The sequence below is a fragment of the Rhodococcus sp. PML026 genome, from assembly GCF_000963615.1.
GTDB classification, from domain to species: domain Bacteria; phylum Actinomycetota; class Actinomycetes; order Mycobacteriales; family Mycobacteriaceae; genus Rhodococcoides; species Rhodococcoides fascians.
The window spans coordinates 891,949-905,311 of record NZ_KQ031376.1 but is presented as its reverse complement, the minus strand read 5'-3'; the positions used below and the strand labels follow the sequence as shown (position 1 = coordinate 905,311).

Here is a 13,363-nt window from a genome sequence, read left to right as displayed (position 1 = left end):
TCGCAGAAATCCGTCGAGGACCAGGAACTGATTCGTGAGCACCGATACCGCCGCGCCTCCCAAGGCTCCGAGCCGGTTCAACGTGGGAACCATCCTGCGTGAACCGCTGCTCGGGCCCATGGCCGCGCTCGTCATCGCCATCATCGTGTTCAGCTCGATTTCGAGCTCGTTTCTCAACCCGCAGAACGTTTCTCTGATTCTGCAGCAGTCCGTGGTGGTCGGCATTCTGGCCGTCGGCCAGACGCTCATCATCCTCACCTCCGGTATCGATCTGTCGATCGGCGCGGTGGCCGTGATGGGCACCATCGTCATGGCGCAGACCGCTGGTGCCAACGGCCCGGTGGTGGCGCTCGGTTCGACGCTTGCCGTCTGTGTCGCATTCGGCGCGATCAACGGCGGGTTGGTGACGATGCTGCGACTGCCGCCGTTCATCGTCACACTCGGCACGTTCACCGCGATCCAGGCAGCCACCAGGTTGCTGGCCGGCTCCGAGACCTACCAGGTGCCGAGCGGGCCGCTGACACTGCTGGGGACGTCGTTCAAGATCGGTAGCTTCTCCACCACGTATGGCGTGGTGGTGATGCTGCTGGTGTACGCCGTGATGTGGTACGCACTGTCCCAAACATCCTGGGGCAGGCACATATACGCGGTGGGTGGTAGCCCGCAGGCCTCGGACCGCTCCGGCATCAAGTCCGGTCGCGTGCTGTTCTCGGTCTACATCGTCACCGGTGTCATCGCCGCGATCGCGGCATGGGCAGCGCTCGGACGAATCCCCAATGCCGACCCGAACGCCTATCAGAACGCCAACCTCGAAACGATCACCGCGGTCGTCATCGGTGGAACCAGCCTGTTCGGTGGCCGCGGCACCGTCATCGGGACTCTCATCGGAACTCTGATCGTCGGGGTGCTGCGCAACGGGCTCACCCAGGCCGGCGTCGACAGCCTGTACCAGAACGTCGCGACCGGCATTCTCGTCATCGTCGCGGTGGCCGTCGATCAATTCGCACGCAGGAGGTCACAGTGACTGCCCCCCTCGCTCTGGAAGCACGTGGTCTGGTCAAGACCTACGGCAGCGTGACGGCCATCAACGGCGCGGATTTCGAGCTGCGGGCCGGTGAGGTACTGGCAGTGATCGGCGACAACGGTGCCGGAAAGTCAAGTCTCATCAAGGCTTTGGCCGGAGCTGTCATTCCGGATTCGGGAGAGATCCTGATGAACGGCTCGCCGGTGTCGTTCAAGAACACCCGCGATGCCCGGGCGGCCGGGATCGAGACGGTCTATCAGGACCTGGCCGTCATTCCTGCGCTCGACATCGCCTCGAATGTCTACCTCGGACGCGAGATCAAGCGCAAAGGCATCAGCGGCAGCATCTTTCGGCGATTGGACATGCCGAGAATGCGCGACGAGTCGTCGAAGCATCTGCAGGACCTCAAGATCGGGATCAAGTCGGTCAACCAGGCCGTCGAGACGTTGTCCGGTGGGCAGCGTCAGGGCGTCGCAGTGGCTCGAGCAGCGGCATTCGGCCGCGGGGTGATCATCATGGACGAGCCGACCGCAGCTCTGGGCGTGCGGGAATCGGGCATGGTGATCGACCTGATCCGAACGATTCGTGACCGTGGGATACCCGTGGTGCTCATCAGTCACGACATGCCGCACGTGTTCGAGGTCGCCGACCGCATCCACATCCACCGCCTCGGCAAACGCGCAGGCGTCGTGGATCCGAAGAAGCGCACCATGTCCGAGGTCGTCGCGCTCATGACCGGCGCGGAGGAGCCGACCGATGAGGAACGCGCCGGCCTCTGATGTGTCTCGCCCGGTCGGCGTTTTCGTCGGGCTGGCGACACTCGATGTGATTCATCGAGTGTCGTCGCCGCCGGCGTCGAACCAGAAGATCACCTCGAACGCGCAGTTCGTTGCGGCCGGCGGTCCTGCCGCCAACGCCGCCGTCACGTTCGCCGCACTGGGTGGTACGGCCGTTCTCGTCACTGCGCTCGGGGACGATCCGGTGGCTGCCTTGATCAAGGCAGAACTTGCGGAATGCGATGTGCGCGTGATCGACTCGATCGCGGGCACCGTGAGAGCAGTACCCGTCTCGGCCGTGACGGTGATCGAGTCGACGGGAGACCGGTCGGTCGTCTCGGCCGACGCCGTGCACTCCGACGCCGCGCCGCCGAACGATCTCGATGCCGTGCTCGCCGGTGCCGACGTCGTACTCGTCGACGGCCACCACCCCCTGATCGCCCGCGCCGCCGTGGAACATGCGGCGGCGCGGGATACCACGTCGGTCGTCGACGCCGGACGCTGGAAACCCGTGATGAGCGAGCTGATTCCGTTCGTCACGGACATGGTGTGCTCAGCGGACTTTCGCACGCCCGGAGCGTCGGACACAGCTGCCACTGCAGCGACGTTGGTGCGCTCGGGCGTACGCACGGTTGTCACCACCCACGGCGGAGAGCCCGTCGAATTCTGGTCCGAGGGCAACTCCGGCTCCGTGGCCGTCGAGGCGGTCACCGTGGTCGATACACTGGGAGCCGGCGACGTCTTCCACGGTGCGTACGCGTACTACTCGACGCAGTTCGGCTCCGTGCAGGAACGTATCCGACGGTCGGCTCGCGTTGCGGCGCTGCGCTGTTCGGTCATCGGCCCCAGGGCGTGGCTACGCGAACTTCCCACCCACGTACTCGAAAGCGACAACAGTGAGCAATGACCGACAGGTGCAGGAAGCATCCCTCGACGAACTCGTGGAGCTGGCCGGACGGCTCGCCGTGCCGGGAGAGCGGCACATACTCGGCCTGACCGGTGCACCGGGTGCCGGAAAGTCCACCGTGGCACAGCAGTTGGTGGATGCACTGGGCCCCGAGCTTTCGGTGCTGGTTCCGATGGACGGATTCCACCTGGCCAACGAGGTGTTGATCGAACTGGGCCGGCTCGATCGCAAGGGCGCACACGATACCTTCGACGACGGCGGCTATGCGCGTCTCGTCGCCGCGATTCACGATCAACGCCCCGGCGATCCGCTGGTGTACGCACCGAAGTTCAGGCGAGAGATCGAGGAATCGATCGGGTCCGCCGTACCGGTCCCGTCGGACGTTCCGTTGGTGATCACCGAGGGCAACTACCTGCTGATGCAATCCGACGCATGGCCTGCTGCACGGGCGATGATCGACGAGGTGTGGTTCCTGGCTCCGCACACGGCCGTTCGGCACGAGCGTCTCGTCGCACGGCACGAGGCGTACGGGAAATCGCCCGAGGAAGCGCAGTTCTGGGCATTGGGTTCGGACGAACGCAACGCCGAGCTCATCGGTTCGACCGCGCAGCGCGCCGATCGAATCCTGCGATTGACATGAGACCGCCGGCGTCCGATACCCACGGAGACGACTGACATGCCCACCATGGACGACGTCGCACGGATCGCCGGAGTGTCGGTGTCGACGGTCTCGCACGTGCTCAACGGAACTCGTAAGGTCAACCCGGCGACCCGGCAACGCGTCGACGCTGCCATCGTCGAGATCGGATACCGGCGCAACGTCGTGGCGCGTTCTCTCGCGGCCGGTAGAACCCACACGGTCGGGCTGTCGATCGCGGCGCTGACAAATCCGTATTTCGGCAGCCTCGTCTATGCCGTCGAGCAGCGGTTGTCGGAGGCCGGTTACGTGTTGATTCTCGGTGACTCGCACGACGAGCCGACGTCGGAGCGGCGCGTCACCGATTCTCTGCTGGACCGTCAGGTCGACGGCATGATCCTTGCGCCTGCGGCCGGCTCGGAGGAGTCGACGATTCCCGAGATCATGCGCAGCGGAACACCTCTGGTGCTGATCGACCGTATGCTGGATATCCCGTGCGATCAGGTGGGCCCGGAGAACGAGCAATCCGCGTACGAGCTGACGGCCCATCTGCTCGACTCCGGACACGACCGAATTGCGATCGTCCGCGGCATCGAGGGAATCTCGTCCACCACAGAGCGTTTCGCAGGTTATGCCAGGGCGCTCGCCGACCGGGGAATCGATGTCGACCCTCGGTTGATTCTCGAGGGAAGGTCCAATGTCGAGGTGGCCGAGACGGAGGTACGTCGACTGCTGACGGGTTCGGACCGGCCTTCGGCTCTGGTGTCGATGAACAACTCGATGACCATCGGTTCCCTCAAAGCAGTTCGCGGCCTTGGTTTGTCGATTCCCGACGACCTGGCGTTCGTGTGCTACGACGATTTCGAGTGGTCCGATCTGTTCGAGCCGCGCCTGACGGCCGCCGCGCAGGACGTGCAGACCATCGGCAGAACCGCTGCCGACCTGTTGATCGGTCGAATCGAAGGCCGTGACGACGCGCCGCGATCCATTTCGGTACCGACTACGTTCACCCACCGCAATTCGTGCGGCTGCGCTGCAGCAACACGCTGAAGACCAGCCGCACCCGAAAGAGAGAACAGCCCATGCCGATTGCCAGTCCGGAACAGTACGTCGCCATGTTGGACCGCGCGAAGGAGGGCGGGTTCGCGTACCCGTCGATCAACGTCACCAGCTCACAGACCCTCAACGCGGCGCTGCAGGGATTCGCCGAAGCCGAGAGCGACGGCATCATCCAGGTGTCGGTCGGTACCGCGCTGTACCTGTCCGGCAATGCCGTGCAGAACCGCTTCGCCGGCTCGAAGGCGCTCGCGCAGTACGCCCACGAAGTGGCGCAACACTATTCGATCTCGGTGGCCCTGCACACCGATCACTGCCCCGCAGAGAACCTCGACGATTGGGTGCGCCCACTGCTGTCCGACGCGATCGAACGACGCTCGCGCGGCCTGGCACCGCTGTACCAATCACACATGTGGGACGGCTCCGCCGTGCCGCTCGACGAGAACTTGCGTATCGCACGCGAACTGCTCGATCTGTCGGTGCAGGCCGACACCATTCTCGAGATCGAGGTGGGAGTGATCGGCGGGGAAGAAGACGGGGTGTCTCACGAGATCAACGAGCAGCTGTACTCCACCGTCGACGACGCCCGCGCCACGATCGCCGCGCTCGGTGCAGGCGAGCGTGGTCGATACATGACGGCACTGACTTTCGGCAACGTCCACGGTGTCTACAACCCGGACTCGGTACATCTACGTCCCGAGATTCTCGACGAGATCCAGTCGGTCGTCGGTGCCGAAACCGGAAAGGACAAGCCGTTCGATCTGGTCTTCCACGGTGGATCGGGCTCGAGTGCCGCCGACATCGCGTCGGCAGTGGCGAGCGGGGTGATCAAGATGAACATCGACACCGACACCCAGTACGCGTTCACCAGGTCCATCGCGGGCCACATGATCGGCAAGTACGACCAGGTTCTCAAGATCGACGGCGAGTACGGCAACAAGAAGGCCTACGACCCCCGATCGTGGGGCAAGCCGGCCGAGTCGGCCATGGCAGCCCGCGTGGTCGAGGCAACCCAGATGCTCGGCTCGGTCGGACGCACGATGCGGTGAAGTTTTTCGGCCGAGTATGTAGATATCGGCCGACCGGCTCCGTCCCAGGGGCGAATGCAGAAAGAATGACTGCATCCGACGCTAGGAGACATCATGGCCAAGTACCTCATGCTCAAGCATTACCGCGGGGCCCCCGAGCCTGCCGGCTGGATTCCGATGGACCGGTGGACCCCGGCCGAAGTGCACGACCATATCCAGTTCATGCAAGACTTCGCCGCCGAGCTCGAGAAGACGGGCGAGTTCGTCGACGCGCAGGCCCTGGCCCCCGAGGGAACGTGGGTGCGGTCGGACGGGGCCGGAAAGCCCCCGGTCACCGACGGTCCGTTCGCGGAGACCAAGGACTTGATCGCAGGTTGGATGGTCATCGACGTCGAGTCCTACGACCGCGCACTCGAACTCGCGGGGCAGCTCTCGGCAGCACCCGGTGCCGGTGGTGAGCCGATCGGCGAATGGCTCGAGCTACGTCCGTTCATGGAGGCCCCCGCCACGATCGACGAGTGACGGCACTCGTGGATCCTCACGCGCTGCGGATGCTGACTCCGTCCGTGATCGGCGTCCTCGTCCACCGTGGAGCAGATTTCGCGGCGGCCGAGGACGCCGTCCAGGAGGCGTTGGTGCAGGCGGCCTCGGTGTGGGGAGCGTCGGCAGGGGCGGGTGACGCGCCGTCCGACCCGAAGGGGTGGCTCGTCACCGTGGCGTGGCGCAAATTTCTCGACTCCCAGCGATCGGAGAAGGCTCGACGGGATCGAGAGAACCGGGTTGCGGCCGAGCCGGAACCGGGCAGTATCCACGGCGTCGACGACACACTGCAGTTGTTCTTCCTCTGCGCGCACCCGGTGCTGACACCCGCAGCAGCGGTAGCGCTGACGTTGCGTGCCGTCGGGGGTCTGACGACGCGGCAGATTGCGCAGGCGTATCTGCTGCCGGAGAAAACCATGGCCCAGCGCATCAGCCGAGCCAAACGGGCGGTGCGTGACGTCCGTTTCGACGCTCCGGGTGACCTCTCGACGGTTCGGCGGGTGCTGTACCTGGTGTTCAACGAGGGGTATACCGGCGACGTCGATCTCGCGGCCGAGGCGATCAGGTTGACGAGGCAGCTCGCGACCCTGTCCGACGACGCGGAGACCGCTGGACTGTTGGCGTTGATGGTGTTGCACCACGCCCGGCGCGCTGCGAGAACCGGATCCGACGGCCGGCTGATTCCCTTGGCCGAGCAGGATCGGTCGAGCTGGGACACCGTCTCGATAGCCGAGGGAGTTCGGATTCTGCAGGCGGCGCTCGCTCGGGATCGGCTGGGCGAGTTCCAGATACAAGCCGCCGTTGCCGCCCTGCATGCCGATGCGCAACGGGTCGAGGACACGGACTGGGTACAGATCGTCGAGTGGTACGACGAGTTGCTCGCGATCACCGACAGTCCGGTAGTACGGCTCAACAGAGCTGTCGCGGTGGGGGAAGCGGACGGCCCGGCCGCCGGACTCGCGGCGCTCGCCGCCGTCGATTCCGCCGTACCGCGGTACCACGCGGTGGCTGCGCACCTGCACGAGAAGGCCGGCGATCTCCGGTTGGCGGCCGAGCTGTTCGTGCGGGCGGCCGAGTCGGCGTCCTCGGTGGCCGAGCGGCATCATCTGACGCTGCGCGCCACGCGAATTCGTACCGCAGGTCCGTAGAGATACCTGAAAACAGCGAACGGACCGGGCGGTTTTGTAATCGGATCGTTAGCGGTCGAAAGCGGAATTCGTGCAACCCTCGTATGGTGCTGATGTTGCCTGTGGGACAGATGAGAAGGAAGCTGACTCGATCCACCGCGGTGGTGACGGCGGCCGTACTGGCGTCGATAGTGTTGGCCGGAAATCCGGCGCAGGCGCTGCCGGGCACTACCGGATCGGCCGACGCGGCAGTCGGGGCCGTCGGAATCCACCAGGTGTCGGCAACGCGCGCGGTGCTGAACGTGTTCTCTCCGTCCATGAATCGGGTCATCTCCAACGAGGTGCTGCACTCGCCCGGAGGTGGTCCCGCGCCCACGCTGGTTCTGCTCAACGGTGCCCTCGGCAACGAGGACGGGGTCGGCTGGCTCAACAACTCCGGCGTCGAACAGTTCTTTCTCGACAAGAACGTCACCGTCGTCGCACCGATCGGCGGTCGGTTCAGCTTCTACACCGATTGGCAGACAACCGACCCGGTGCTGGGGACCAACCTCTGGCAGACCTATCTGAGCCGTGAACTACCCGCGGCCGTGGACGCCGCCTACGGCTCGACGGGCAAGCGCGGCGTCGCGGGCCTGTCGATGAGCGGTGGCCCGGCGTTGGATCTGGCGATCCAGGCTCCCGACGTGTTCGACGCGGCCGCGTCGTTCAGCGGATGCCCGGCACCGTCCAATCCGCTTGCCACCGCAGGCATCTCGGCCATGATCGCCGGCGGACTCAACAACCCGTTCAACATGTGGGGGTTGCCGGGAAGTCAGGGATGGCGAGACCACGACCCGTCGCTCAATGTCGAACGACTTCGTGGAACGGCGGTGTACGTGAGCTCGTCACGCGGTGCGCCCGGCGCCGTGGATCGCATTCCCGACGGTGCCGTTCCGCCGTTCGGCGGCATGGCGGTCGAAGCGATGGTCAACTACTGCACATCCATCTTCGTCGACGCCCTGCGTCGGGCCGACGTTCCGGCGACGGTATCCATGCGCGACGAAGGTGCGCATACCTGGCCGCTGTTCGAGGACCAGTTGCGAGAGGCCTGGTTCACCACACTGGCTCCGGCTCTGGGAACCAGCTGATTGCGCCGACGCGCTCGTGGGTAAGTGTCGATGGACAGACCACCGACGAAGGGATCACCGGAACATGTCGAAGGACGATTTGCACAAGGGCGACAAGGTCGAATGGCAGACCCACGGAACTACCACCGAGGGAACGGTGCAGGAGAAGATCACCTCCGAGACCGAAGCCGCCGGCCGCAAGGTCAAGGCCTCGAAAGACGACCCGCAGTACCGCGTCGAAAGTGACAAGTCCGGAAAGGACGCAGTGCACAAGCCCGAATCGCTCGACAAGAAGGACTGATCTCGCTCCGTAAGCTGCTCGAAAGTTGCTCCTGCTGACGATCTGTACCCTCGGCTGGGACGGATCGTCACTTTGGAGGCAACGATGGGGACGACCCCGATGCGGATTGTTCGTGCACGTTCGCGTCTCGGTCGGTGGGGTAGCGGTTGCCGCACGGGGAGGGCTCTTGTCGCTACGGGGACGCTGGCGACCGTGTCCGTACTCGTCGTGGGCTGCGGCGTGTTCTCCGGGGACTCGACCACGGACGCGGACACACCGTCTGCAGTGACCTTCACCGGGCAGATCGAGTCTCCCGACACGCTCTGCCTCGATGGAAGTGACACCGACACCGTCCGTCTCGCGACGTGCAACGGAACGCCGGCGCAGCAAGTAGTCGCCGAGGCCGACGGCACGGTTCGGTCGCAATCGCAGTGTCTGGTGCCGAAGAACAGCGAGACCGCAGCCGGTGTACCTGTTGTCCTCGGAAGTTGCGACGACAGTGCGGTCGCCAGTTGGACAGCGGGCGAATCCGGTGCGATCGGGCTGACGGGCACCGGCCTCTGTCTCGCGGACGACGCACGGCAGACCTCTCGGCGTGTGGCCGTGCTGGCCGAATGCGACGGCTCGTCGGTGCAGACGTGGACACCGGTAGCGGCCGCAGAACCGACCGCCGACAACCCCGGAGGAATTGCTGCACCCACCGGGGATCTGCCCGGCTGGAAGCAGATATTCGTCGACGAATTCACCGCCCCGTCCGCCACCGGCAGTTGGTCCAATCAGTGCGACCCCTCGAAGGTCGTCTACACCGGAGCCGAGGGCCAGCGGTGGCGCACGTATCCGTCGTGCTATTCCGACACCTACGACAAACGGCCGTATCGGCCCGATGCAGTGCTGTCCACTGCCGACGGCGCTCTGCAGTACCACCTCGGTCAGGTCGACGGCGTTCCGGCCGGAGCGAGTATCTCCCCACTGATCGGTGCCGACCAGTATCAGACGTACGGACGATATTCGGCGCGTCTGAAAGTCGATTCACCGGATCTGTCCGAGTACTACGCGGCATGGTTGCTCTGGCCGCAATCCGAGAATTGGCCGTACGACGGCGAGTTCGATTTCCCGGAAGGTGCGCTGTCGGGCAACGTCGGTGGGTTCCATCATTTCTCGGGCGAAGGCTCGTGCGCCGACGGGTGCAAAACGCCTGCCCTCGACATCGGCGCGCAGTTCACCGACTGGCACACCTACACCATGGAATGGTCACCGGGAAGGATCCGGTACCTCCTCGACGACACGGTCGTGTTGGACTCGACCGACTTCGTGCCGTCCACGCCGATGCGATGGGAGCTGCAGACCGAAACCAAGGGAGACGGAAACAGCGAGGGCAATCTGATCCTGGACTGGGTCTCGGTCTACTCCTGGAACGGCTGATACGCGGCCCGCGCCGAGCGCTCGGCACCCCAACTGCGTTCGATGTAACCGACGATCGTGTCGATGTCCGCGTTCGGAATCTTCTCCGGCTCACCCTTTTCCAACGGATCCGTGTGGAAGATGTACAGGCGAGACGCGAATTGCTCGAACGGTAGCGAGCCTTCGCCCGCGCGTTCGCCGTTCCCTGCCGTTCCGACGACGACTCCGTCACCCCAATCCTGCCCACTGTCGTTGTTGGGATTGAAGAAGTAGACCCGCATGACGCCGTCGGGATCGGGGGCAACACGCAGAATGGCGATGGCGTGCCACCCCACATACCGTGCAGCGCTGTCGGTTACGGCCACCCCGGCGGGTTGCGGGTGGATCAGCGGCTGATGGCCGTTGTACTCGGGGTGATAAGCGGCATGGAACTGCCGCAGGAAACCATCGAGATCGACCAGATTTCCGGTCGCGACGTCCACGTCGATATGGAACTCGCGGGCCGACCACCACCCGTGGAACTCGGGATTGACCCAGCGATGCGGATCGCCCGGTCTGTCGGCGCAGCGTCGGACCATCTCGGCGTAGATCCGGTCCAGGTGCGGAACCAGAATCAGCGATGCCGGGTCCAGATCGACCGGATCCGAGGTCGCGACACCACTTTCGCTGTCGACGGACGAGATCGACTGGCCCTCGAAGTGCATGACGATCTCTTCGTCTCGTGCCGCCCACACCACCATCTGCAGCAGGTAGTCGGGATCGTTGTACGCCCACATCGACAGCGCGCGCGCCGACTGGCACGTGGGATTGTCGCCCTGGCCGACACCGAGCGGTTGACCGAGCATGGAGAGCAACCCACCGAGCAATCGCGACTCCGGTGCCGGAACCGGACCGAAAGTGGTGATCAAGCGTTCTCGCACTGCGGGCGCGAGGGTGAGCGATAGCTGACGCCACAGGGACGGCACGATCGGCGGCTGATGCAGGATTCCGCGGTCGAGGAGCAGTGCCAATCCGTAGAGACTTTGCGCCGTCTCGGGATACACGGTTTCTTCGATCAGACGGTGGACCAATTCCGGGTAGCGAGTGAGGCACGTACGACCGGTGTCGGACAGCCCCAAGGCCTCGGGCAGGACATACGAGTAGTGGTCGACGAGATATTGCGTGAGTGTGGCGTGGTACGGCGAAACGAGACCGGTGTCGTGCATCGCCCGGGCGAAACCGCGGGCCTCGAACTGCAGTGCCTCGACGTCCATGGCCTCGAGCCGGTTCCGGTAGACCTCCACGCCCGGGTCCTCGCGGCACGCGTCCGTGGTGCCGAACAACGCCGTGGTCAACCGATCGAGTCCCTGACCGGACGTGCCGAGATCGACGGTCGGGTCGTCGCGATAGATCGCAATGCGCGTGACCATGGACTTGATGGTGTCGACCTGGATCGGACGCTGACGCAGAATCCGCCAGATCTCTTCGAGCAATTCGTCCAGCACACTGTCGTAGCCGATTTCCCCGGCAACGTAGCCGAAGAGATCGCGGATCAGATGTGCTGTCCGACCCGAACGGACTCGTTCCGATTCCGAGGGCGGGGTGAACAACACCTCGAGGTTCAGGGCGAGTACCTGGGAGAGGAAGCGTCGCGCATCGTCAGCTGTCACTGCGGGATGCTCGTACTCACCGGCGACGATCGCGACCATCCGCAACTCGCTGGCTGCTTCGAGAACCACGGTGTCGTCGTTGCCGCTGCGCAGGCTCGGACCCACGAACGCGGGAACGAGAATGTCCGGCTGCGCCCAGTCCGTACCGGCAAACAGCCCGGCGTTCTCCAGCACCGCGGCGCGTTCGCGTACCGCGCCACATCCGCCGGGCTGCAACAACACTCGGTGCACAGAATCCAGAACCCGTCGCACCTTGGTGCTCTTGCTGAACTCCGGTGCGGCGGCCAGCGCGTCGACGGCGTGATCGAGTTGCGCCAGCCGCGACACCAGAGCCTTGTCGATCGGTGCAGCGTCGTTCATCGTCTGCGTCGTGGGCTCTTGGTCGTTGCCGAGTTGCTGCTTCACACGTAGAAGTCCAGTTCTTCCTGTTGCTTGAGCAGGTCGCGCATCCGGTACGGATCATCGCCGAAGAAGTACAGCAAGCCCCAGTGGGTGCCGAAAGCCGTTCTCTTGGTGACGGTTTCCTCGACCGGTGCCGACAGGTCGTTGGTCTCGTAGTAGTCGTCGTCGGCGGTCACGTCGGGGATGACGAGATCGCTCACGACGCGTCGCCGTGGGTACACCCCGAAGCATCCCGCGTGACCGGTGGCATCGACCACCTCGCGCGGGAAGAAGGCGTCGATCTCTTCCTCGGTGGTCTTCGGGTCGAAGGCGAGAGCCAGGCCCTGGTACGCGTTGAAGCCGTACGCCCGCTCGAGGAGCTCGAACACCTTGAAACCTGGTGGACGATAGGCGACTTCGCCGAAGTACATCTCTCCGTCGCTGGTGACGAAGTACTCGGGATGGATGAACCCGAACTCGATGTCGAACGCCTTGATGAGCTTCTCGATCTGCACCGTGATCTGCTCGCGGTACTTCTCGAGTTCCGGCGTCGCGGGAACGAAGACGGAGTATCCGAGCGTGACGTACTCGGAGATGTTGAGGAACTTGATCTTTCCGTTGTGGATCCACGCCTCGACGGCGAACTCCCAGCCGTCGAGATGCGACTCCATCAGTACCGGGAACTCCTCGTCCGGGATGGAGTCGACTTCGTCGGGGGTCCGAATGACGCGGTGGCCCAGGCATCCTGCCTTGTCGAAGGCCTTGAGGTGGATGGGGTCGTTCGGGTCACCGTCGAGTTTGAGCAGCGTCTGGTTCACCCGACGCAGAAAGCGGATGACGTCCTCACGATCGTGTGCTTCCTCGAAGATGCCGACACGAATGCCACCGAGCTGTGCGCGGCGCTTCATCAGTGCCTTGTCTCGGAGCAGCATCGCCTGGCCGAACAACCTCGGATTGCCCAGCAGCACGGAATTGATGGCACCGGCCCACTCGACTGTCTCCTCGTACAGCGGTATCGCTACATCGACGCCTTTGTCTCGGAGAGTCTCCGCGATCTCGAGCGACCTGTCGTTGAGTCGCTCGAAGTTCCACGGTAGGTACGGAATGTCATGCTCGGTGCAGTACGCCTCGGCCCACTCGGGCGCGACGACGACGTAACGTCGATCGAACGCGTCCAGGGCTTCCACTGCGGCCAAACTCCAGCCCAGCAGCGCTACGAAGCCTTTGTTCGGGTCTTTCTCCAGCCTCTGTGGCCGATCCATGAAGTTCCTTTCCCTTGTGATGCGCGGTCGAGGTCCTTCGCTCCACCGTACAGAGGGTGTTCGGTGCCGCTTTCCGGACCCGGTGCTCGGGAAGCCGGGACGCGATGTGCACCGTCCCTCGAACTGTCGGGCCGGATCCTGCACGGGGCTGGCAATGCGCTCGTTTGCCAGCGAGATGATCGATACAAG

At 64.4% G+C, this 13,363-nt stretch carries 13 protein-coding genes; 11 read left to right on the top strand and 2 right to left on the bottom strand.

The features are described from left to right. Nucleotides 1-34: 34 nt before the first annotated feature. From VF34_RS23795 to VF34_RS23745, 11 genes are all read left to right on the top strand, one after another. Complete coding sequence (locus VF34_RS23795) at nucleotides 35-1,024, top strand: ABC transporter permease (protein ID WP_027495728.1); 990 nt, start codon at nucleotides 35-37, stop codon at nucleotides 1,022-1,024. Continuing rightward, nucleotides 1,021-1,803 carry an ATP-binding cassette domain-containing protein gene (locus VF34_RS23790; protein WP_027495729.1) on the top strand — a complete coding sequence of 261 codons (783 nt, stop codon included), beginning with the start codon at nucleotides 1,021-1,023 and terminating at the stop codon, nucleotides 1,801-1,803. Before VF34_RS23795 ends, VF34_RS23790 begins: the two co-directional genes overlap by 4 nt. Next, the gene (locus VF34_RS23785) at nucleotides 1,781-2,707 is read left to right on the top strand and encodes a PfkB family carbohydrate kinase (RefSeq protein ID WP_032374854.1); all 927 of its coding nucleotides are present in this window, start codon (nucleotides 1,781-1,783) and stop codon (nucleotides 2,705-2,707) included. Before VF34_RS23790 ends, VF34_RS23785 begins: the two co-directional genes overlap by 23 nt. After that, the gene (locus VF34_RS23780; protein WP_027495731.1) at nucleotides 2,697-3,347 is read left to right on the top strand and encodes a nucleoside/nucleotide kinase family protein; all 651 of its coding nucleotides are present in this window, start codon (nucleotides 2,697-2,699) and stop codon (nucleotides 3,345-3,347) included. Before VF34_RS23785 ends, VF34_RS23780 begins: the two co-directional genes overlap by 11 nt. Nucleotides 3,348-3,383: 36 nt before the next feature. Beyond that, complete coding sequence (locus VF34_RS23775) at nucleotides 3,384-4,394, top strand: LacI family DNA-binding transcriptional regulator (RefSeq protein ID WP_032374853.1); 1,011 nt, start codon at nucleotides 3,384-3,386, stop codon at nucleotides 4,392-4,394. A 32-nt stretch (nucleotides 4,395-4,426) separates the two neighbouring features. After that, nucleotides 4,427-5,449: a class II fructose-bisphosphate aldolase gene (gene fbaA / locus VF34_RS23770; RefSeq protein ID WP_032367298.1), complete on the top strand. Its 1,023-nt coding sequence runs from the start codon at nucleotides 4,427-4,429 to the stop codon at nucleotides 5,447-5,449. Nucleotides 5,450-5,542: 93 nt separating this feature from the next. Beyond that, nucleotides 5,543-5,950, top strand: a complete 408-nt coding sequence (locus VF34_RS23765; RefSeq protein ID WP_032366806.1) for a YciI family protein — start codon at nucleotides 5,543-5,545, stop codon at nucleotides 5,948-5,950. An 8-nt stretch (nucleotides 5,951-5,958) separates the two neighbouring features. Continuing rightward, nucleotides 5,959-7,116: an RNA polymerase sigma factor gene (locus VF34_RS23760; RefSeq protein WP_032375089.1), complete on the top strand. Its 1,158-nt coding sequence runs from the start codon at nucleotides 5,959-5,961 to the stop codon at nucleotides 7,114-7,116. 110 nt (nucleotides 7,117-7,226) lie between these two features. Continuing rightward, a complete protein-coding gene (locus tag VF34_RS23755) occupies nucleotides 7,227-8,222 on the top strand; it encodes an alpha/beta hydrolase (protein ID WP_045842157.1) in 996 nt (331 codons plus the stop codon). 64 nt (nucleotides 8,223-8,286) lie between these two features. After that, nucleotides 8,287-8,502, top strand: a complete 216-nt coding sequence (locus VF34_RS23750; protein WP_027495736.1) for a hypervirulence associated TUDOR domain-containing protein — start codon at nucleotides 8,287-8,289, stop codon at nucleotides 8,500-8,502. Nucleotides 8,503-8,694: 192 nt separating this feature from the next. Continuing rightward, nucleotides 8,695-9,903, top strand: a complete 1,209-nt coding sequence (locus VF34_RS23745; RefSeq protein ID WP_230595365.1) for a ricin-type beta-trefoil lectin domain protein — start codon at nucleotides 8,695-8,697, stop codon at nucleotides 9,901-9,903. Here VF34_RS23745 and VF34_RS23740 read toward each other — a convergent pair. Both VF34_RS23740 and VF34_RS23735 read right to left on the bottom strand, forming a co-directional pair. Next, the gene (locus tag VF34_RS23740) at nucleotides 9,885-11,891 is read right to left on the bottom strand and encodes a hypothetical protein (protein WP_032367296.1); all 2,007 of its coding nucleotides are present in this window, start codon (nucleotides 11,889-11,891) and stop codon (nucleotides 9,885-9,887) included. The two genes, VF34_RS23745 and VF34_RS23740, sit on opposite strands and share 19 nt — an antisense overlap. A 41-nt stretch (nucleotides 11,892-11,932) precedes the next feature. Continuing rightward, complete coding sequence (locus VF34_RS23735) at nucleotides 11,933-13,174, bottom strand: ATP-grasp domain-containing protein (RefSeq protein WP_027495739.1); 1,242 nt, start codon at nucleotides 13,172-13,174, stop codon at nucleotides 11,933-11,935. Nucleotides 13,175-13,363: the final 189 nt, after the last annotated feature.